Below are 20,974 nucleotides of genomic sequence, written 5' to 3' on the forward strand. Positions count from 1 at the left end.
AAAGAAGGGCAAAGATGGACGACTTTTACGCCGCCCGCAGCAGGGTTATCCCGCCGCTACCGTGGTCGACTTTCTCACCGCCGTTCTCACCCGGTATCGGCCAAGACGGATGAAAGGCACCAACACCATTTGGTGTTGGTGCAGTAACGTTAAGCGCTCATTTGCGCAACAGGCTCGCCACTTTCTTCCCAAGAGCGGATTTCATCCTCGCTCGCCTTTGGTGAGAAAAGACCTGTCATGGCATAGATGATGCCGATGACAGGCGACAGCCAGCAGGCAAATGCGAGCGGAATATACAGCAAGTTCTCGAAGTTGCCGTCTGCGATACCCAAGCCAAGCGCCGTAATGACGAACGCACCACCTGCATTCCACGGGATAAGTGGGGACACCAGTGTTCCGCCCTCCTCTACCGCACGTGACAGGTTCAGCGGGGAATAGCCCATCGCGCGATAGACCGGCGCGTACATCCGACCAGGCAGAGCGATCGACAGGTAAGGATCACCTGCAACAGTGTTGGTCGCGACAGATGTCAGGATGGCCGAGGTTTGAATGCCGGCAAACGTCTTTACCTTCGCGATGACAACTTTGATGATGGCCTGAAGGCACCCAACACGCTCAAGCGCTCCGCCGAAACCCAGGGCCAGCAGCACCAACGAGATAGTCCACATCATCGACTGAATGCCTCCGCGGTTCAGCAGGGGGTCGATCTCTGGAACCCCGGTGTCGATCGAATAACCGCTGTTGGCGAAGGTAAACGTTTCATGCAGTCCAGCCCCCTGACAGAAGATGGCCATGACACCACCCGCGACGGCCCCTGCAAACAGCGAAGGGATCGGAGGTTGTTTCATTACCGCCAGCACGATGACCAGAACGGCAGGAAACAGCATGATCGGCGAAATCCAGAACGCGTCATCCAGCGCGGTCGTAATCGCGTGAATACGGTCGAACGAAACCTGAGATGTGTCGATCAGTGTGAAGCCAACGACCAGGTAGATCACCAGTGCAATCAGCATCGAAGGAACTGTCGTTGGCAGCATGTTTCGAATGTGATCGAACAGGTTGGTCCCCGTCACAGCAGGCGCGAGGTTGGTTGTGTCCGACAAAGGTGAGATCTTGTCCCCAAAGAATGCACCGGAAACCACTGCACCTGCGGTCCAATACATTGGAATACCAAACCCTGCACCGATCCCCATCAGCGCAAGGCCGACGGTGCCCGTTGTTCCCCACGACGTGCCCAATGAAACAGAAACGATGGAACAAAGTACCATACCTGCGGCAAGGAAAAGCTCAGGCGACAAAATTTTGAGGCCATAATAGATCAGCGTCGGAACCGTTCCGCTTGCGATCCAAACACCAATGATCATGCCCACTGTGATCAGTATCGAGACCGATGGTAGTGATATGTTGATGACGTGAAACACGCCTTCTTCGATGTTTGGCCATTTGTGGCCTAACGTAAGGCCAACAATCCCCGTGATCGCAATCCCGAATGCCAGCGGGATGTGCGGGGTAAAGTCGCCAAAATAGAAAAGTTGCAGCCCAAGCACGCACAGGGTCAGCACTATGGGAACAAGGGCCAGAACAATGCCCGGCTGCCTTATATTGTCTTCATTTGCAGACATATGGGTCTCCTACGTCAGAATGATCCAGAACCGTGATGATCTGCGGAAGAAACCAAGTTTGGCTGGGTGAGACTGTCGGTCAGAGCGCACATCCTATTAGAATTTGCGACATTGGGGCGTCAGATTTTGACGTCTTCGAATGAGTTAAAGGTTGATCAAGCGATCACGCCAAAATTTTCGCACGTTTAGGCTGTTTCACCTACTTTGTCGGAGGACACTACAATTTTTGCTAGAATAGAAATGGTTTTGTTGCTTTCGCCCCTTCCGGTCATCCAGCGGCGCCAACCGATGCTGCGACACGGTCTGTCGAAATCGCGGTTCGTTGCGAACGCGAAACATGCAGTCAGTTGCGCCCGCGCCGTCGAAACAAGCCGCCTAGAGTGTGCCGCACTCGTTGATCGTTCTGTCCAGAACATTTTGCACAGGTTGAGGGCTTCTGAGACCACGCAGTGTAGTTTAGACCTTAAAACGGATTGGCTTTGAGGAGGAGCACATGCCGGTATCCGGACCGCCGCTGGCAGAACCGGCAGATATGACAGACTTGCTTCGCCGAGGTTTGTCAGCAAATCCTGATGGGACAGCACTCTTTGCGTTAGATGGAGCTCTGACTTGGGGTGAGTTGGATGCAGCTTGCACGCGGCTTGCACACAGTTACCTGAATCTTGGGCTTGCGCCGGGAGAACGCGTGGCATCAATCATGCCGAACCGAGGAGCGTTGGTGATCCACTACCTGGCTTGTATGCGGGCCGGTCTGGTGGCGATGCCGCTTAACTATCGTTACTCAGCTGCAGATGTTGACTACGCACTTGGGTTGGCGACGCCAGCAGCGCTATTGGTGCATAGTGAGCGGGTCAAAGATTTGTCCGCAGTTTCCAGCATAGCGCAGTTGCCGGTGGGATTAATTGCGCATGCAGGAAAATTAAATGGCGCGTTTGTCTTTGAGGACCTTATGGACGCGGAACGTGATGATGCATTGCCTACAGTTCTGCCGGACGATCCAGCGTTCATATTTTTTACTTCCGGGACCACTGGTAAGCCGAAAGGTGTAACGCATAGCCATGCCAGTATGGGAAGCATGGTGGCCAGCAATGCGCAGGGGCTGGGTTTGGATTCTCAGGACGTGATACTACCTGCCTCGTGGATTTCGCATACCGCCGGGTTACGGCTCACGTTCGCAGGACTTTGGTCTGGCGCCAAGACAGACGTCGCGCGGAGTTTTGCACCTGACGAACTCCTGCAATTGCTGCGGCAGACACGTCCAACAATTGCGCAAATCCTGCCTGCCCCCTTGGCGGCACTGCTTACGTCTCACGGCGCAGTGCGAAAAGACTTTAGCTCTCTAAGGACGATGATGGCGGGAGGGGACAAGCCCTCGCAAAAGATTGTCAGAGCGTTTGACGCGCTGGCTGGCGTACCAATTGGATCGTTCTACGGCATGACCGAAATGGGAACGTCGCATTCCAACACGCATGGAGGCGCTGACAAGGCTGGCGCGGTAGGACTGAACAATCCGGGATATGTCTCAGAACTTCGCAATGAGGCCGGGGAGGAAGTTCCCATAGGGACGGACGGTCGGCACTGGGTAAAGAGCCCAAGCATGATGACCGGGTACTGGAAGAATCCGGAGGCAACCGCGGCGGCGTTTCGGGATGGTTGGCTCGACACCGGTGATTTGATGCGGCGGGATGCGGATGGCTATTTTTGGTTCCGTGGGCGCCGGAAGCAGATCATTGTCCATGACGGCTCGAATATCAGCCCAGCGGAGGTTGAAGATGCATTGACAGCTCATCCAGCCATAGCAGCAGCAGCGGTGGTTGGGGTGCGGGACGAGATGCATGGCGAGGATGTATGGGGGTTCGTGAGTTTGGCCGAGGGAGTCGCACCAGTTCGCGCAGGTGAGATAATTGAGTTCGCGCGGGAGCGGATTGGGTACAAAGCGCCAGATGTAGTTAAGGTATTGAATACGCTTCCGTTAACAATCGGCGGCAAACTGGACCGGGTGGCACTAATGCGACTGGCGGCAGAAGAGAGCGGTCCCGCGCACGTTTTGTAAGCACTTTGGCGGGCCGACAACAGCCGCAGCCGGGCTTCCGCCCGTCTCATCAGGAAACATCACGCCTTACCATAAGTACCGAACTGCTGAATGCTGCGTCCAGAACCAATGGCCTTTGGCCTCAGTAAGGTAACATTGCAGAAATTACGAAATGGCCAAAACTTGGAACTCGGCCAAGTGTATATGTCCTGTTGTCGCTGTCCATCTTCCGAATATTCTCTGCAACAGCGATGTACCCAGCGTTTTAAATTCACACGACGCGCGACTTGTCATACTTACCCGAAACACCGCCCAAATCTTTGACGCTTCGGCGCGCAATCAGTGATTATCATTTCTGAGAAAGACCCCGAGAGCAAAGCGCTCAAACTTGATCGGATGCAATCTAGCTCTTTTTTTTCGTTCTTGTAACGGCACGCCAGTCCTCCGTTGGCGGCCTGTTCATTAGGCTTTTGGCACGGGCTATCATTGCGACTGAGGCGGGATCCCCGTTTCGTGCCTGGTCTGCGGCCTCGAATGCAGCAACGGCCATTTCGAACTGCCCTGCCCGATAATGTGCAAGGCCTTGTTCATAGAGCTTGATCCAAGCAAGAGACCCGACAAACCCATCCTGCATGGCAATTAGTTCATAAACCACCAGTTCTTCGATGCGCCCAAAGACGGTAAGCGTGTCCAACTCGCGGACTACTATTGTGTCGGCCGCCTGACGCCTCGTCTCCGGCCCGATCAGGATCAGCGTGCCATAATCTTTGTTGGCACCCTCCAACCGGCTGGCAACGTTCACGACATCGCCAATCGCGGTGTAATTCAACCGCTCTTTTGAACCGATGTTTCCGACCAGAGCATCGCCGCTGTTCAGCCCGATCCTAATGCGCAGGGGGTTGCCTGCCTCATCTTCAATTCCGGACGCGTCCACGGCAGCGATAAGGTCCAACGCCGCGCGACAGGCATTTTCAGCGTGGTTGGCGTCATTGCGCGGTGCCCCCCAAAACGCCATCACAGCATCACCAATGAATTTATCGATCGTCCCGCCGTTTTGAGTGATAGCCGCGGAGGCCGCGCTGAAGAACGGTTCCATCAGTTGGGCGATCTTGGGGCCGAGTTTTTCAGACATTCCCGTGAAACCTGTGACATCGCAAAACAGCACCGAGATCTGCTTCATGTCTCCGCCTGGTTGCGTCTTGATACCCTCGGCGATCAGCATGCGCACCAGATCGGTGGGCACGTACTTGCGAAATGCAGACAGGCCCGCAGCCATACTTGCGGTCGCTGCAGAGAGATTTTCAAGTTCAGACAACTTGGAAGGCCGGCGCGCAATCCGTTCGACGTCAAAGCGTTCAATTTTTCCAAGGTCTGCTGCGATGCGCGCTAATGGATTTGCCACAACTCTTCGGATCAGCCAGATCGCCAGCCCGGTTGCGACAACCACTACAAAGACCAATACGTAAATCAGGTTAATCAGCGTTTCATCGATGCCCGAAAGAAAGGCCGCTTCAGGTATGACTGTGGCGACGCGCCAGCCGTAAAACCCCAGTGGTGTCAGCGCCACCGCATAAGGCACCCCGTCGATGACGGCACGTTTCGTCAAAGTGCCGGGGGCATTGGTTTGTGGGTCAGCCAATAGCCTTTCACCTGACATCATGGCGACTTCATAAAGCTTGCCCTCGCCCATGCGCGCAGGAGTAATCTCATCCGCTTCAGCGTCGGGTACCGCAATAACCTGTCCATTGGCGTCTAGAATAAATGCCGCGCCGAATTCGCCGGGTGCAAGCGTAGCAAGAAAGCGCGACAAACGATCCGTTTCGATTGCAACGGCCAGAACCCCTTGTCGCGTGCGGTTCACGTCTATGGGTCCGGCAAAGGCGTAAATGGTTTTGTCACTATCAGGAAGGTCGCGAGCTTCGATCCACCCAGGTGAGCTCAGGCCCATGAAGTTTTGAAACCAGGCATGTTCGCGCGGATCGTAAAACGTTTCGGTAAAGGTCCGTTCTTCGAACTGGATGTCACCTGGAATGAAGATGTAGCGGTCCTTCCGAAGCATTCGGTCCCGAATACCCTTGTCGATTTCAATCATCTCAAGCCCGCCGTCACCCAAGCGATGTGACGCAAAAAAATTGCCATCTGGCCAGCCGAAGAAAATCCATGAGATATTCGGCTGCGCCTGCAATTGTGACAGAAAAACAAACTCTCGCTTGTCGGCCTGCCGTGTCGCGATGACGTTCTGCACAAAAATAGTGCGAACGGCTGCCCAGGCGGCTTCGGCCGACCTGAGGGTCACGCCCACCTCGATGCGGACGGCATTTGCAATCTGGCCGTTGATTTCAGCCGCTAGCATGCGGCTGTTGTCGCGCGCTGTTGTCCACCACAGCGAATGGACGATAAAAGTCGACACCCCGATAGACACAGCCACCAGAATTGACACAGCGATGCCCACGCTAAATCGCAACTAAATCTCCGACAACAAAGTCATGCACTTAAGTATTGGATTGAGACCAATGGTAAGGCAAAGCTTTCTTGGGTGCAGTCCAGAAAACTCACGTATCTGTTAAGTACAAGCAAAGGACTATGCCCAAGTAAACACTTGAATACCATCTGCTGGGTTTGATCTTTGCAGCGTTTTCCAGACGCTTCGCGCAGATTAAGGTGTGGCCCGCAGCGGAGCTAGGCCCTGCCGCTCCGACGGCGTGGTGTGCTCATCAAAGGATGACATTGGCCGCAGATGCAGATGATCCAACGATTTAGTGTCCAGTCGGCGCAAAAAAACGTTAAGTCTATGGATCGAGGAACGCTTCGTTCGGGTGAGCATTCAATTGTCTCTTGATTGAATCTATGTCACCCAGAACCCAAAGGCTCCCGATTTTTTGGCCTCTTAAAGTAAAGAACGCTGCACCGGACCACTCGATCCGTTGCTGTGTTCCGTCAACCCCGAAAAATTTGCCTTGGTGAGTGCCGACGAAAGACATTCGAGCGGCTGCGTTTTCTCCTGCATCGACGATTTCAATAATATTGCATTGAAAATCCGGGAGAGCCGCTCGAACCTCTTCCATATAAAGAATAAATTCATCTGGTCCTGAGCGCTTCGGGCCGAGGCTCCCGCGAAAATCGAACTTTGGGTGTAGGATTTCCCGGGCGCAATCATTGTCCGCGACGTTCCATACTTCGTGGTAAAATCTCTTGATAAGATCAGACAGCGTCATGAAGTCTCCCCAACATTGGTGATTTGCTCCAAACATCATATCGCGAACTCGCGTGCTAATGGCCTACCAAAGACCTTAACACCCAACGCGGGCTTCGGTGATATAGTCCAGCGCCAACGACGAATTGGCGTTGAGACGGGAGAGGCGGAAGGGAATAACCGCCATGACAACGCGGATTTATCTGCCATTTGAGCCTGCCTGCCAGCCTGAAAAAATCGTGTCATCCTCCAAAACGCCCCATTATGCCTAAGCCCGTCCGGTCCATCCACGTTCGCCTTGTGATCGCCGAAAACCTCAGAGACCTGACGCTGTTCAATCTTGCAATTGAAAACATGCAGCGAAGTTGTGATTTAGTGAAGCTCAAGGTAGCCAATGTGTACGTCTCCTGTCACATCCAAGAGGCCGCTTCGATCATTCAAATTAAATCGCAGAGGCCGACGCGTTTCGAAATCTCGGATGGCACGAAAAATTGCACGCGCACTGGATGGAGGAACCATTGATGGTCGGATCAGTATACCTTTGACCCAGCGGGTTTACGAACGTCTGCACATATCGACGCGTCAGGCTGCCCGCCTCGCAAGGGATTAGTTGAGTTGCATCGGGCTGGGCCTTACTTCTTAAGGCACACATTCTATGCGGCGCACAAAGGTTACACACTTCCACAAAAAGACCGGCAGCCTGCGAGCTGTTCAGCGGCTGCTCGCTCATACCATAATGGACAACACAGTCCGCTCTCTTGAGGCTGAGATCGAAGATGCGTTGGCTATCTCTGAAAACGTGGAAATCTAAAGACGTGGGCTGTCCATACATCCAGCCCAGTGCGGAACTCAGAACAATCGATCGATGCGGCAAAACAGTTTGTCTGATACGGGCGTTGACCGATCCTGCTGCACCCGTATTCAACATCAACCGGGAACCACAATGCGGGCATTCGCTGTTTATTTTGCCCAATGCTGGTTTCAATGTCGCTGCTTATGTCAGTTCTTTCCGGATGTGCTGGGCAGCAAGTTGCGAAAACCGTTGTGTGGCGGCCGATCTGTACTGGGTTGGCGGGTACACTGCGTATATCCCTCCGGACGGGAGGGTCCAGTCCGGAAGAAGCTGGACAAGGGATTTTTCCGCAAGCTCTTTTCGAACATAGAAGTCTGGAAGGATAGAGATACCCGCAGACTCAAGTGTCATCGATTTGATTGCTGGCGTTACGTCCGCTGACAGGGCACGCGTCATTTCAACGTCGACCGAGTTGCCGGCGCGCGCTGTAAACCGCCATCGGAGCGGAGCAGATAATGCTTGATGCTCGATAAATGGGAAATTCGCCAAATCGCCTGGCGTTTTGGGGTCGCCAAACTCATCGATTAATCTAGCAGAGGCGACGACGATCTGCCTGAAGGCCCCAAGTTTACTGGCGATGTTTGCGGAATCGGCCAACCAGCCGACACGGTACGCAATGTCGAACCGCGCCTCGACCGGATCAATGCGTGCATCGCTCAGCGTCAGATCTATGGTTACTGCGGGGTACATTCTGCGAAATTCCGCCGCGGCAGGGGCAACATAATCAGTGCCAAAATCAAGTGGCGCAGTGATGCGCAATGTCCCGGATGGTTCGGTGCTGCCGCGGCGCACCATCGCATAGGCTTCTTCTGCTTGCGCAACAGAAGCCTGCGCAGCCGCGTAAAATGATTGACCGATTTCAGTCAGGTTCAGATGGCGGGAATTTCGGACAATCAAAGTAGCCCCCAGCTCTTTTTCAAGAAGCTGCAATTGCTTGCTGACAACTGCCTTGCTGACACGCAAGCGATCTGCCGCAGCCGTGATGGTTCCGGCCTCGGCTATTGCCAGAAAGTACTCCAGGCGGTTCAGGTTTGACTTAGCCATTTAATGTCAACTTTTAACTGACTTTAAGTCTATATAAAACGCATTTAGTTGACAACATCGGCTCCTTATTTGTTGCGTACATGGCAACCGCGACAGCCTTTCAAGGTTGCCCCTGACAACGGAGATGACGATGAAATCAATCCTGACCGCCACAACAGCTGTGATGATTTCGACGGCTGCGGTTGCCGCCGATCTTAAAATCACCCATTTCACACCTAACGAGGGCAGCCTTTTCCCGGTTTCTTCAAACTTGATCGAAGGGCCCACCGAGATACTGCTGGTCGATGCGCAGTTCGAAAAGGATGATGCCGAACAACTAGTCAACTTGATTAAAACCACCGGCAAACCGCTGACGACCGTTTTTATCAGCCACAAAGACCCCGATTTTTATTTCGGGCTTGATACGATCCGCGCAGCTTATCCCGATGTCAAAATCGTCGCCACGCCTGAAACCGTGAAAGGGATCGAGAAGACGATCCAGCTCAAATATGATTTCTGGGGGCCTATCCTGAAGGAAAATGCTCCGGCCGAGTTGATTATCCCGGACGTGCTAAAAGGCGACAGCCTGACCGTAAACGGAGAAAACATTCAGGTCGTGGGTCTGGATGGCCACGATCCCGTCCACACCTTCCTCTGGGCACCCGGTGAGAAGACTGTTCTGGGCGGTGTAATTCTTTACGAAAACATCCACGTCTGGCTTGCAGACAGCCAAACACCCGAAAGCCGCGACAAATGGCGAGCGACACTGGACCAAATCACCGCGCTCAACCCTGACCGTATCATTCCGGGGCACGTTATTGGTAAAAGCACCGAGGATCAAAGCATCGTCGATTTCACCAAAGAATACGTCGCAGCGTTCGAAACGGCGTCGGAGAAAGCAGAAAACTCTGCTGAGTTGATTGCGACGATGCGGGAAACCTACCCCGACTTTGAGAACGTGGGAGATCTAGAACTCAGCGCTCAAGTTATCGAGGGCGAACGTTCCTGGCCCTGAGGTCGAGGTTAGGGTCAGGGTGCGAGATTGCCCGGCCTTGCAATTCTAACGTCGGAGCGTTGGTTCTTCAGTTCCGACGCTCTGCCATTAAAATGTTCAGATATTGAGGGCGAATTAGAGTGCCTAGGCCACCAGATTAGAAACCGGCGCTCGTATACTTGGCGGTTATTGACACTAAGGGTTCGAAACGCGCCTAAAACGCGGCCTAAGATATCAATTTTGCAAAATAATATTTGTGTTTGGCGATTTTTGATCGACGTCCTGAATCCAATTTCGTTTGAGTGTATATATCTAAAAGTTGTTACTTAGAATTTGTTCTACGAAACTAATCTGCGAAATTTAAGCGGCCTTCAAAACACTAAATAAATTCGTAAAGACCGCTATCGAACCATGCAGTCTGTGATCGGAACCGGCGTGCCGTAATTTTCGTCCGTCCCTATCAACACACCATCATCACCGGGTATTGCACAATTTGACATGCAGCGGGAGGCAAATACGTCTGGACGGGCATCGCAAATGAAACCATCGACATTAGGCATCGTCACTTTCGTCATGCTGTTGCGATCCAGCGTTGCTCCGGCAGGTAGGATGTCGTTCAGCACCAAAATATACGCAGTAAGAGCATAGACGTCGCTATCGCTTAGTGAATGGGCCGTTGCGAACGGCATAGCGCGGCGAACATAATCAAAAAATGTTGTGGGGTACGGCCAGTAACTGCCCACAGTTTTCGCAGGCGAGTTTTCGGTGTCGGTCAAAGGCGGCGTCGAACCGACAAGAGTGGGAAACGCGCCACGATCCAATAGTACCTTCACCCCCACGCCTTTTTCGCCGTGGCAGCCCGAGCACTTGTCCATATAAATTTTGCCACCCTCTTCAGCGCTGCCCGTTCCTTCGGGAAGTCCGGTTCCGTCAGGGAAAACGTTAAGGGACCAAACCTCAAGTTCTGTCTCAGAGATTGTTTGGCCAAGACAATGGGGGCGATCATTGCAGTCGTTGGTCTGCGCAAAAGCCAGCCCAGAGGCCATTGTCATCAGAATGGTACAGAAAATCAGGTTACCCCTGCGCATTGTATACCTCTCCGTTGCTTTCGACCCGCCACGTCTGGATGCCATTATTGTGGTAGGATGAAAACTTGCCGCGCGCTTCGACGAGTTGCTGAACGAAGGGCTGCGTATAGCCGGTTTCGTCAGTGGCACGGCTCATTAACAGCGTTTCACTCCCGTCCCATCTCCAGGGTATGGTGAATTCCGTCAGGCATTTCGACATCACCGGCTCGGTCAGTTGCGCCTGAGACCAGTTTCGCCCACCATCGAATGACACATCCACATGTGAAATCTTCCCGCGTCCGGACCACGCGATGCCTCGGATCTGGTAGAACCCTTTTTCTGGCAAAGACTGACCTCCTGACGGGAAGGTGATGATAGACTTGGCCTCCATCACCAGCGAAGAAATCCACGCCTTTCCGGACTTCAGCAGATCGGTGTATTGACCGGTTTCGAACGTCGCAAAAAGGGGTTGGTCAGTTACCTCTATCCGCTGCACCCATTTGATGTTCAGATTACCTTCGCAGCCCGGAGCCAGCAGCCGCACCGGATACCCCTGTTCCGGGCGCAACATCTCGCCGTTTTGCGCAAAGGCGAGGATACAATCGTCCAGCGCCCGGGCCATCGGTAAGCTTCTTGCCAATGCCCCGGAATCTGCACCTTCAACAATCAGCCACTTGGCCCTCTCAGTATCGGCACCTGCCTCAAGTAACAGGTCAGACAGTCGAACGCCGGTCCATTCCGCGCAGCTGAGAAGACCGTGAATATCTTGCGCAGTCAAATTTGGTGAGGTTTCTTGCCCGCCATAAGTGGCTTTGCCCCAAATCAGATCGCTGTTGCCGGAACATTCAAGAAATCTGAACGTGGTGACAGTGGGAAAGCGGCGAAGATCCTCCATGCTGAGTTCAAGATTGCGGTCGACAAGCCCGTGAATGACCACTTTGTGCTTTGCCGGATCCATGTCCGCATAACCACCGTGTGATCGTTCATAAAACAGCCCATTGGGTGTGATGATCCCACGCAGGTCCTGCAACGGCGTCCCGGTCCAAGAGGCTTCGTTCATCGGCGGAACATAACCCTTTGGCGCATATTCGGTTGGCGTTGGGCGACGGATAACTTTCTTTTCGAATGATGATGGGTGACCGTATGGATTTATTCCGACCGGATTGCCCAATTCAGTTGCCCAAGGGCGTTGCAGGGGACCGGCCGCCGCGCCCTCAGCCCCGAGCCCGGCAATCAAACTGGCCGCAGTGCCGGTGACAACGCCGGCACCACTGGTCAACACACGGCGCCGCGTAAGATCGGCACTGGGCTTAGCCTGCTTGTCTTGATCATCACTCATATCAAATTCCACTTTTCCCGTTCGGGGTCGGTGCCACCTATTTCAATATCGCCTCGATGTCGGCATCGGTAAATTTGGGCAGATCCGGCGTTTCCGTAGCGAATGCGTATCGGAGAAAATTGGCCAATTCCGCGATCTGTGTCGGTGTCATACGTTCCTTGAATGCGGGCATCGGGCTGGAATTGGGCACGGATTTGGGGTCAGGAAAACCGTTGACGATTGCATAGAGCATGTTTCGGCCCCCAATTTGCGCAAGCGTGGAGTTGCCTGCCAGTGGCGGTGCTCCATCTTTCACGCCCTTACCGCGCGGGCCATGGCACATCGAACAATTGTTCAAATACAATGTCCGCCCCTCGGGATATGTTTCAGCAGTTTCACCATCAGCGGCGGCCAATCCAACGGTGCCATAGGCCATCGGGGCAGATGGCAAATCCAAAAGATAGGTGGCAATGGCTATTCGGTCTTCATCGGTTAATTGCGACAGCGAATTCTTCACCACCAGATACATTTCTTTGAATGCAGTGCCTTTGGGCCCCCTGCCCGTTTCGAAGAATTCGACCAGGTACTCTGCAGTCCACCCGCGCCGTTTCAGTGCCCCGGGTCGAATATCAGGGGCTTCATAGTCCACAAGCGGCGCTCCGGCCAGCGCCCGGTCATGCTCTGCAGCGCCAAACATGTTATGTGGCGTGTGGCAGGCCCCACAATGGCCCAGACCTTCGACCAGGTAGGCACCTCGGTTCCAAACCGCATCTCGAGACGCATCAGGTTCGTATGTCCCACGCGCCGCAAATAGAACATTCCAAAAAAGAACAAGCTGTCGAATATTGAAGGGAAAACGCAATTCGTTTTTTGGAACGCTTTGCTCAACCGGCGCCTGCGTCATTAAAAAAGAAAGCATCGCGTCGGAATCTTCGCGTGTCACAAGGTGGTATGACGGGTATGGCATTGCCGGATAGAGCGGTCGAAATGTTCTATAAGACCCATACGCAAGGACTTGATAGAATTCAGCCGAGGTCATTCCTTTGATACCATCTTGAGAAGGGGTGATGTTAGCGGAATATACCCCACCGAACGGCGTATTAAGCTTTAGTCCGCCTGCAAACGCGGCTCCGCCTTCGGTAGTATGGCAAGACGTGCAGTCGCCCGCTGCGGTCAGGTATTGCCCTCGCGCGACGGTTTCGGCATCGGTCGCTATCGGGCGGTTCTCAACACTGGGTACAGCCCACAGCCAAAAGAAAACAACGATCAGTATCATTGCGCATATGGAAGCTAGAACAATAACTCTTAAAAAGCGCACCATAGTTATATTTCGACTATTCAGTTTGATTTCGAAAATTGAAGGCGATGCTAAAGCATTACCACATCTGCACATATCTGTCTTGGGTGCGTTGTTATGTTATACGTTTTCCGGTTTCTTGTTTTTTGGATTTATAAGTGAATAACCCAATATTCTGCGTAATTTCCGACTAGAGTTTCAGGCACCGATGGGTGCATTTTTTGGGGCTTGCGGTAGTTGAATTGGTGCTTTCAGGCAAATTTGAACCAATCTGAGCAAGGCCAGGAGAGCAGTCCTTTTTGCAGCGTAAGGATCGCGCCATTCGGCACGAGCGGGCCAAATCAATCTAAGGAGTATAGATTGACGAGAGTTCGCCCCGAATTGAAGTGGTTGTAGACGGTGAAATGAACGCGGCTAATTTCTGCAGACTTCGATACGCCTGAAACGCTGCATCTCGGTTCTCTTCGTCGGAAAAGGAGGTGTGAGTTCTCAATCCGGTTGTTAAGCCACTTGCCCGTGCTTTGATTTTATGTTGCACCCAGTTCTCTGAGCGCGGCCCTTTATGACGTGAACCGATCCGTGACAACCTTATCCACAGTGCCGTGTCGCTTCATCAATTTCTCAAGGAATTCCAACGCTGTCTGGTTGCTTCGTCGTTTGGCGACAATGGCTTCAAGCACTTCGCCTCTATGGTCGAGTGCACGCCACAGTAAGTGCCGCGTGCCATTTATCTTCAAGAACACTTCGTCGACATGCCATTTCGCTTTTCAATAGGCCCGCAACTGTAGGACCCGTTTTCTCCGGATCTCCGACGCGAATACGGGGACAAAACGGCTCCAAAAGTAGCGTATGGTTTCATGACTAACCTCCACCCTGCGCTCATGCTGCAGACCGTCAACATTTCGGAACGAGCGGGGGGAACCGAACGTGCAACATGACTGCTGGGTGGAAGACTTCGGAACTAGTTTTGAAAAACTTGAATGGCGATCGTTTATTCGTTTACTAAGGCCAAGAATGCGCCCTTCCCGCCTTAAGCCAAGTTCTTTAGACACGGCCTTTCTAACAGCGCTTCGCTAATCCTACCAATTGCCCCCGATGGCATTCAGTCACAGGCTGCCGTCACAATCATTTCTACTTTCAAAACACTGCGGGCCAGTTTGGACTCTCCGCAGGCGCGGGCAGGAGCGTGGCCTTCGGGCACCCAAGCGTCCCAAACAGCATTCATCTCGGCAAAATCTACCATGTCAGCCAGCCAGATTTCGCATTTCAGAATACGGGTCTTGTCGCTGCCGGCTTTGGTCAACAAGTCTTCAACTTTAGCCAGGATGTCGCGTGTTTGTTCGGTTACTGTAGGTGCGTCCGAGGTCTGGCCGCATAGATAGGCGATTCCATTGTGTTTGACGATCCGGCTCATGCGCTGGCCTGTTTCGATCCGAGTGATGGTCATGCTTCGAGTCATCCCTTTCAGTGAATATTAGGTTGGATTTATGATAGATCGTTTACCAATTCGTTTTGGTACCCAAAGAGCGCTGGCAACCCGCCTGTGTGCAACATGACAACTTTCTGTCCGGATTGGATTTCTCCCGTACTCACCAAATGCAACAACCCCGCAAAGGTTTTTGCGGAATAGACGGGATCAAGGAAGATACCTTCAGTGCGCGCCATTTTTTCCAAGGCCGCGCGGGTCATTCCACTTAGTTTCCCGTAACCTGGAGGCAGCGCTTCATCCAGCACGTTGATCCTGTCCAGCAATAGTGCTGCGTCGATGTCCAGCAGATCCGCCAGTTTCTGCAAAACGGTATTCATCCGGGCCCTTTGCTGATCACGATCCCTCCGCACGCAGACGCCGAAGACTGTCGAGGCTTTTTCTGCCAAGACTAGTCCGGCTAACAGACCTCCATGTGTGGCTCCACTACCCGAAGGTACGACGACCGCGTCGAAATCCGGCATCTGATGACACAATTCTTGTCCAGCAACGACATAGCCCAAGGCGCCCAATGGTGGATGATTCAACCCCAGATGAATGACATATGGCTTGCGTCCTTGAGCCTTCAGTTCATCTGCACGCGCGTGCAACGCAGCATCTGCACCGGCTTCGTCCTCGCCTTCGGGATAACTCATGTGTTCGGCACCCAAAATCTTTGCCAGCAGCACATTTCCCGAGCTGTAATACTCTTCACCCATGTCCGGCACACGCTCCTCCAATTGCAGAACAGATTGCATGCCCAATTTGGCGGCAGCGGCTGCCGCGGACCTAACAAAGTTGGACTGAACTGCACCGGTGATCAGAATGGTATCGGCGCCTTGTTGAAGTGCATCACCGAAATAGAACTCAAGCTGCCGCGTTTTGTTTCCACCGAACCCAAGCCCGGTCAGATCGTCGCGTTTCAGCCAGAGGTCGATGCCCAATTCCGAAGACAACCTGTCCAAGCGTTCCAAAGGTGTTGGACCCGCCATGAGTTTCGCTCGTGGAAATCCGTCCAAGATGTTTTTTTGCGTCATCGTCGGTCCTTCGATTTTACGTAATTGTAAATGCGCGATGAAAGAGAACACCGCAGGCGATCAACGAAACCACGCGGATAGCTGTTGTTACGAGGGATTGTGGTAAATGAGGGCCAGCGGCGCGACCCAGGACGCTGCCAATCAGTGTGAGCGCGACATAGCCCCATAGTTGCGACCCAAAAGCGATCACCTGCGCCTCTGACAGGCTGTGCAATAGGAATGCGATACCGTAGGCCACGAGCGCAATGGGTTGAACCAGCTTTGCGACTTCTTTGGCTGAGCGCCCCTGCGCGATCAACCCGAATACCATAAGAGGACCCGGTGTCGCCGCCCAAACAGTCGCCAGTCCAGCCAATCCTGATACAACTGAAAATCCTGCCGTTCCAATTGGGCGACGCACGGGTAGCAAGGTCGTAAGAAGCCCGATCAGCAACAGGCTGCCCGTCAGCGCAAGGACAAATGCCTCACTCAACAGCGGATAGACCGCAAGGCCCGCAACCACCCCGCCAAGACATCCGAGAATTGCCGTTCGAATAGTCCGAATATTAGCATTCAGCACGTGCCGATCAGTCGCCACCACTGAAACGATAGTATTCAACAGCAGCAGTACCGGAACTGCTGTCGATGTACCAAGCAAGATCATCATCGGTGGCCCTGCGATGATGCTGAACCCTATGCCAACGCCGACTTGCAGCATTGCGCCAAGGCCAAGGGCGCCCAATAAGATGGCAAAATCAACGGACACTTATATCCCCCATGTCCCGCGCGATACCGCTGTCCCTTTACGCCCAAGGCATGATGCCAGCATAGTTTTTGCGCGTCGCAACGGTATGCGCCATCTGCGCCAGTGTCGTCAAATCGAAGACTGGCAGCTGCAGATCTTCCTGAAGGCGCGCGGCATAGGGCGGCAAATCTGTACACTCCAGTACCAGCGACCGAATTTCCGGCGCTTTGTTTCTTAACCGCCTCGCCGCCTCAAGCACTTCGGCCTCGATCAAATCTGTGTCCATGCGGGTCCGCGAGTTCCGCAAGATCACTTCAGCGAATTCGCTGGTATCCTCTAACCCTTGCACCGCAACGGGAATATCAGCCGCCCCGACACCTTCGAAATGGTTTGGCGTCAGCGCTGATGCATCGGCGGTCAGCACGCCAACCGGAGCATTCGCCCCGGTCATGTGGAATGCCAGAGGCACCTGGATCAGGCTGGATGCGAAGACAGGTACAGAGACGGCTGCGGCGAGTTCCTTTTGAAACAAGGCCAGAAAACCGCAGCTTCCCGTGATGGCGCGCACGCCCTCTGCCTCAAGCCTTTTTGCTCCTTCAATAAACGGTGCCAGCAGCTCGGGCGTTGGGTTGTTCAGCAGGGTAGGCACAGTGATGCCGTCGATCATTTCATACAGCACCGGAAACGGAAGGCTGGACGGGTTCTTGATATGCCCGGGTGGTTTCGGAAAATAGCTCTCAAGGCACAAAACCCCGATCGAAGCCCCGCAGATGTTTTGGCCGCCTTCGTAAATTGGCATGGTGCTCAGGTCCTTTCGAATTGGAGATTTAGAAGCGGGTCAGCGAGAATGGGTCCAGGTTTATGTTCGGGCTGCGACCAGACACGAGATCCGCCACAAGTTCCCCTGTTTTAGGCGCCATCATCAGGCCGTAGTGAGAATGCCCGAACGCGGTGTAGAGCCCGCCGTGGCCATTGAGCGGTCCAATCGCAGGCAAGCTGTCGGGAAACGAAGGACGTCGGCCCATCCAGAACTGTGCTTCGCCTGTGTTCAGGTCCGGCACCAAAGACTTGGCCTGATCGGTCAGTATCTGTTCCTTTCGAGGGTCTGCTGGGGCATCGACGCTGCCAAATTCAGCCGTACCCGCGACCCGCAGGCCGCCCTGCATCGAACTTGCAACGACCTTTGCATCCACATCCATGACCGAATTGTTCAGTACAGCGGTCGGGTTTGGAAACTCAACATGATAACCCCGCTCGGCGACAAGGGGCACGGGGAGTCCCAATAGTTTCAACAGCTCGGCAGACCACACTCCGGCAGCAAGGACGACTTGGTGCGCATTCAACGTGATTTGCGACGTGGAAATTTGCCAGGCGCCATCCTCAGCGCGGACCAGATTGCTGACTTCGGCTCGCACAAATTCGGCCCCTTGCGCACGCGCCTTGTCGGCCAGAACAGCACCCAAACGTCCCGGCGAAGTTGCGCGCGCCTGGCCCTTGATCACAATCGCCGCCTTGAACTCCTCTGAGAGTGCAGGTTCCAAGCGCCGCAGTTCAGCACCATCGACACGCTCCAACTCTCCTCCTTTTTCCCGGCGAATTTGATAGCCAAGCTCATCCAGGTCGGCCTGGTCTGCGTTACGGAATGCGTGGATATAATAGCTGTCGGCGATTAGCTCTTCGTACCCAGTGCCTTGGAGATGTCGGCGATACAGATCAATGGACGGGCGACACAAAATCTCCATCGCATCCGAAACTTCGCGCACGGACTTTTCGCCGGACTTTCCCAGAAAGCGCAGCCCCCACGGGATCATCTTCGGCCAGAATGACGCCCGAACCGACAGTGCACTTTTGGGGTCCAACAGCATTTGAGGAAGTTTTTTCCAAATGCCTGGGACTGCCTGCGGAATGATCGACCAGGGTGACACAACACCTGCGTTGCCGAACGAAGTTTCTTGCCCCGGATCGCCCCGGTCAACAAGGCGGACCGGTATGCCGCGTTCCTGAAGCGACAGGGCGCAACAGATGCCGACGATCCCAGCGCCGATGATGGTCACTTGTTCTGTCATCGTATCAGGCCGGGGATTGGCTGCGGTTGCGCGCGATCAACTGGGTGACGATGACCGGCGAGGCCACGGCCAGCGCGATTAGGTCCGCTGTCAGGCTGGGCGCGACGAAGATCACACCCGCAATTGCCATCAGAACACGCGACGCGAGGTTCAGTGGCTTCAGCCAGTAACCCACGACTGCAGCGGACAGGGCAATAACACCGGCTATGCAGCTGGTCGCGGTATATGTGAATTCCCACAAATTGAACCCGGTTGAGGACACGAACAGCAAGACCGGTGCGTAGACAAAAGCCATCGGTGCAATCACCTTGCCCAACCCAAGGGTGAAGGCGGACAAACCAGTTCGGAACGGATTAGAATTCGCAATGGCCGCTGCTGCATAAGCCGAGGTGCAGACCGGAGGTGTGATCTCGGAAACCACACCATAGTACAGCACGAACAGGTGGCTCGCGATGGGTGGAACGCCCAACTGCGCCAGCGCAGGCTGCGCGACCGAGACCAGCATGATGTACAGGGCCGTCGTGGGGATGCCTGCCCCCATCAGGATGCAAACGATGGCAATGAAGACCAACGAGATGAACAGTTGCAGGTCTTCCATGGCGAACAGTTGGAAGCTGCCGAACGAGATCATGTTATAAAGATCTGCCGCCAAGTTGCCCGCGCCCTGTGTAACCATGAACCCGATGCGGAAACCGATACCGGTTGTGTTGATCACACCCACGACGATACCGACCGCAGCCGCAGCGGCACCTACCGCCAGCGAGTATTTCACACCCAATTCAACCGCTTGCAGCATCTCGGGCACTTCGATGCGTTTCTGCGGGTTCAGCGTGGCGATCACCGACAATCCGCACAAGATCAGCGTCATGGTCAGATCGAATCCGCCATCCGAGAATTTCCACAGCACAAAGGCCAGGAACGCCGCGGCATAGATCAGCGTTTGTGGCTGCTTGATGCGCGACATGCCTGCGATAACGGCGAGCGAGATACCGCAGAAGGCGGACATGAACGGCGTGTAACCTGTGAACAGCACGACCAGCAGACCGATCAGAGGTACGATGTTGGCCCAACCTTCGGCCCAGACGGCTTTGAGCTGCGGCAGTTGCTCTTTCGCCAGACCCTGCAGGTTCAGCTTGCGCGCCATCAGGTGCACCACCGCGAAGACTCCGACGTAGTGAAGGATCGCTGGGAATATCGCGGCGATGACGATGGTGGTATAGGGAACCTCAAGAAACTCAGCCATGATAAAGGCGGCGGCTCCCATGATCGGTGGGGTGATCTGGCCCCCGGCAGAAGACGCGGCCTCGACGCCGCCCGCAAAATGGCCGGGGTATCCAAGGCGCTTCATGTTGGGAATTGTCAGCGCTCCGGTCGAAACGGTGTTTGCCACCGAAGAACCCGAGATCGTGCCGAAAAACGCCGAGGATACCACCGACACTTTTGCCGGACCGCCAGTATAACGGCCCGCCAAAATAGTTGCGTTGTCGATGAACAACTGTCCCAGCCCCGTGCGCTGCGCAATGACGCCGAAGAGGACGAAATGGAACACGATGGTCGAGACGACCCAGAGGGTGACGCCATAGATGCCTTCCTGCGGGAAATACATCGACGATACGAACGTTTTGAAGTTCACGCCGGGATGTTGCAGCAGGCCGGGGAAATACGGACCCAACAGGGCGTATGAGATAAAAACACAGATGATGAGCGGCAGCACCCAGCCCAGCGTGCGGCGCGCGATGTCCAGAACCAGCAGGATGATGATTACGCCCAAAACCACGTCATAGGTGTTCGGGTTGCCCATTCGGAACGTCTGTTCCTCGATCCCCAGAAACGGAATGCCGCGCCAGGCGACCCCAACATACAGCGCTGCGATGATCCCCAGCGCCATAAAGACCAAATCGTACAGAGGGATGTTGCCGATCCGGAACCGGCTGACCTTGAGCGCATAGAGGCTTTTGGAGCCAATAATCGGAATTGTCGCGTAGACCAGAATGAACAGCAGCGCCAGATAGATGCCCATATGCCAATGGTCGGCGGGAAGGCCAAAACCGGCTGTAAAGAATTCGTAGAACGCAAGGATCAGGGCAACAACGCGCAGCACCTTGCCCGCGGCGGGTGTGACCTGTCGGACAGCGGCACCTTCGTCGAACTGTTCTTCGATGGCCGCCAGCTCTTCGGCCGTCAGTTCGTGGTCATCAAGTTTCTGGGTCTCGGACATGATGGCCCCCCGATTTCGCATAATTCCAGAGTACGGTGCCCCGCGCAGGGGCACCGACGACAAGT

General features: G+C 54.3%; 15 protein-coding genes and 1 pseudogene. 2 read left to right on the top strand and 14 right to left on the bottom strand.

Annotation, left to right across the window (positions count from 1 at the left end; genetic code table 11):
- Positions 1 to 149: 149 nt before the first annotated feature.
- On the bottom strand, positions 150 to 1,622 hold the full coding sequence (gene nhaC / locus ACR0LN_RS13735; RefSeq protein WP_480430367.1) for a Na+/H+ antiporter NhaC: 1,473 nt from the start codon (positions 1,620 to 1,622) through the stop codon (positions 150 to 152).
- Between the two features lie 493 nt (positions 1,623 to 2,115).
- Here nhaC and ACR0LN_RS13740 point away from each other — a divergent pair, with 493 nt between their 5' ends.
- Positions 2,116 to 3,675 carry a class I adenylate-forming enzyme family protein gene (locus ACR0LN_RS13740; RefSeq protein ID WP_480430369.1) on the top strand — a complete coding sequence of 520 codons (1,560 nt, stop codon included), beginning with the start codon at positions 2,116 to 2,118 and terminating at the stop codon, positions 3,673 to 3,675.
- A gap of 382 nt (positions 3,676 to 4,057) precedes the next feature.
- On the opposite strand, the gene ACR0LN_RS13745 is transcribed toward ACR0LN_RS13740, so the two are convergent.
- From ACR0LN_RS13745 to ACR0LN_RS13755, 3 genes are all read right to left on the bottom strand, one after another.
- A complete protein-coding gene (locus ACR0LN_RS13745; protein ID WP_480430370.1) occupies positions 4,058 to 6,118 on the bottom strand; it encodes an adenylate/guanylate cyclase domain-containing protein in 2,061 nt (686 codons plus the stop codon).
- Positions 6,119 to 6,443: 325 nt separating this feature from the next.
- Positions 6,444 to 6,869 carry an ester cyclase gene (locus ACR0LN_RS13750; RefSeq protein WP_480430371.1) on the bottom strand — a complete coding sequence of 142 codons (426 nt, stop codon included), beginning with the start codon at positions 6,867 to 6,869 and terminating at the stop codon, positions 6,444 to 6,446.
- Positions 6,870 to 7,841: 972 nt separating this feature from the next.
- Positions 7,842 to 8,744 carry a LysR family transcriptional regulator gene (locus ACR0LN_RS13755; protein WP_480430373.1) on the bottom strand — a complete coding sequence of 301 codons (903 nt, stop codon included), beginning with the start codon at positions 8,742 to 8,744 and terminating at the stop codon, positions 7,842 to 7,844.
- Between the two features lie 130 nt (positions 8,745 to 8,874).
- Here ACR0LN_RS13755 and ACR0LN_RS13760 point away from each other — a divergent pair, with 130 nt between their 5' ends.
- The gene (locus tag ACR0LN_RS13760) at positions 8,875 to 9,738 is read left to right on the top strand and encodes an MBL fold metallo-hydrolase (RefSeq protein WP_480430374.1); all 864 of its coding nucleotides are present in this window, start codon (positions 8,875 to 8,877) and stop codon (positions 9,736 to 9,738) included.
- Positions 9,739 to 10,118: 380 nt separating this feature from the next.
- Here the strand turns inward: ACR0LN_RS13760 and ACR0LN_RS13765 are convergent, their stop codons facing one another.
- The 10 genes and pseudogenes from ACR0LN_RS13765 to ACR0LN_RS13810 form a co-directional block, all read right to left on the bottom strand.
- Positions 10,119 to 10,805 (bottom strand): c-type cytochrome, encoded by a 687-nt coding sequence (locus tag ACR0LN_RS13765; protein WP_480430375.1) that lies wholly within the window; start codon positions 10,803 to 10,805, stop codon positions 10,119 to 10,121.
- Positions 10,792 to 12,123, bottom strand: a complete 1,332-nt coding sequence (gene soxC, locus ACR0LN_RS13770) for a sulfite dehydrogenase (RefSeq protein WP_480430376.1) — start codon at positions 12,121 to 12,123, stop codon at positions 10,792 to 10,794. The genes ACR0LN_RS13765 and soxC overlap by 14 nt, the downstream gene beginning before the upstream one ends.
- Positions 12,124 to 12,160: 37 nt before the next feature.
- Positions 12,161 to 13,378, bottom strand: a complete 1,218-nt coding sequence (locus tag ACR0LN_RS13775; protein WP_480430377.1) for a c-type cytochrome — start codon at positions 13,376 to 13,378, stop codon at positions 12,161 to 12,163.
- A gap of 380 nt (positions 13,379 to 13,758) precedes the next feature.
- A pseudogene (locus ACR0LN_RS13780) lies at positions 13,759 to 14,392 on the bottom strand (IS6 family transposase); the annotation flags it as partial.
- A 109-nt stretch (positions 14,393 to 14,501) separates the two neighbouring features.
- Positions 14,502 to 14,846, bottom strand: coding sequence for a RidA family protein (locus ACR0LN_RS13785; RefSeq protein WP_480430380.1), 345 nt, complete (start codon positions 14,844 to 14,846; stop codon positions 14,502 to 14,504).
- A gap of 38 nt (positions 14,847 to 14,884) precedes the next feature.
- Positions 14,885 to 15,901 (bottom strand): D-cysteine desulfhydrase family protein, encoded by a 1,017-nt coding sequence (locus ACR0LN_RS13790; RefSeq protein ID WP_480430382.1) that lies wholly within the window; start codon positions 15,899 to 15,901, stop codon positions 14,885 to 14,887.
- A gap of 16 nt (positions 15,902 to 15,917) precedes the next feature.
- Positions 15,918 to 16,646, bottom strand: a complete 729-nt coding sequence (locus ACR0LN_RS13795; protein ID WP_480430383.1) for a TSUP family transporter — start codon at positions 16,644 to 16,646, stop codon at positions 15,918 to 15,920.
- Positions 16,647 to 16,683: 37 nt separating this feature from the next.
- A complete protein-coding gene (locus tag ACR0LN_RS13800; protein WP_480430385.1) occupies positions 16,684 to 17,424 on the bottom strand; it encodes an aspartate/glutamate racemase family protein in 741 nt (246 codons plus the stop codon).
- A gap of 28 nt (positions 17,425 to 17,452) precedes the next feature.
- A complete protein-coding gene (locus ACR0LN_RS13805; RefSeq protein ID WP_480430387.1) occupies positions 17,453 to 18,691 on the bottom strand; it encodes an NAD(P)/FAD-dependent oxidoreductase in 1,239 nt (412 codons plus the stop codon).
- Between the two features lie 4 nt (positions 18,692 to 18,695).
- Complete coding sequence (locus tag ACR0LN_RS13810) at positions 18,696 to 20,909, bottom strand: TRAP transporter permease (RefSeq protein ID WP_480430388.1); 2,214 nt, start codon at positions 20,907 to 20,909, stop codon at positions 18,696 to 18,698.
- Positions 20,910 to 20,974: the final 65 nt, after the last annotated feature.

It is taken from the genome of Ruegeria sp. AA6 (assembly GCF_056542865.1).

Excerpts from the sequence above, each read along its gene's own strand:
- ACR0LN_RS13785 (WP_480430380.1), bottom strand. The coding sequence starts at position 14,846 with ATGACCATCACTCGGATCGAAACAGGCCAGCGCATGAGCCGGATCGTC.
- ACR0LN_RS13775 (WP_480430377.1), bottom strand. The coding sequence starts at position 13,378 with ATGATACTGATCGTTGTTTTCTTTTGGCTGTGGGCTGTACCCAGTGTT.
- ACR0LN_RS13740 (WP_480430369.1), top strand. The coding sequence starts at position 2,116 with ATGCCGGTATCCGGACCGCCGCTGGCAGAACCGGCAGATATGACAGAC.
- ACR0LN_RS13800 (WP_480430385.1), bottom strand. The coding sequence starts at position 17,424 with ATGCCAATTTACGAAGGCGGCCAAAACATCTGCGGGGCTTCGATCGGG.
- ACR0LN_RS13750 (WP_480430371.1), bottom strand. The coding sequence starts at position 6,869 with ATGACGCTGTCTGATCTTATCAAGAGATTTTACCACGAAGTATGGAAC.
- ACR0LN_RS13810 (WP_480430388.1), bottom strand. The coding sequence starts at position 20,909 with ATGTCCGAGACCCAGAAACTTGATGACCACGAACTGACGGCCGAAGAG.
- nhaC (WP_480430367.1), bottom strand. The coding sequence starts at position 1,622 with ATGTCTGCAAATGAAGACAATATAAGGCAGCCGGGCATTGTTCTGGCC.
- ACR0LN_RS13805 (WP_480430387.1), bottom strand. The coding sequence starts at position 18,691 with ATGACAGAACAAGTGACCATCATCGGCGCTGGGATCGTCGGCATCTGT.
- soxC (WP_480430376.1), bottom strand. The coding sequence starts at position 12,123 with ATGAGTGATGATCAAGACAAGCAGGCTAAGCCCAGTGCCGATCTTACG.
- ACR0LN_RS13755 (WP_480430373.1), bottom strand. The coding sequence starts at position 8,744 with ATGGCTAAGTCAAACCTGAACCGCCTGGAGTACTTTCTGGCAATAGCC.
- ACR0LN_RS13790 (WP_480430382.1), bottom strand. The coding sequence starts at position 15,901 with ATGACGCAAAAAAACATCTTGGACGGATTTCCACGAGCGAAACTCATG.
- ACR0LN_RS13760 (WP_480430374.1), top strand. The coding sequence starts at position 8,875 with ATGAAATCAATCCTGACCGCCACAACAGCTGTGATGATTTCGACGGCT.
- ACR0LN_RS13765 (WP_480430375.1), bottom strand. The coding sequence starts at position 10,805 with ATGCGCAGGGGTAACCTGATTTTCTGTACCATTCTGATGACAATGGCC.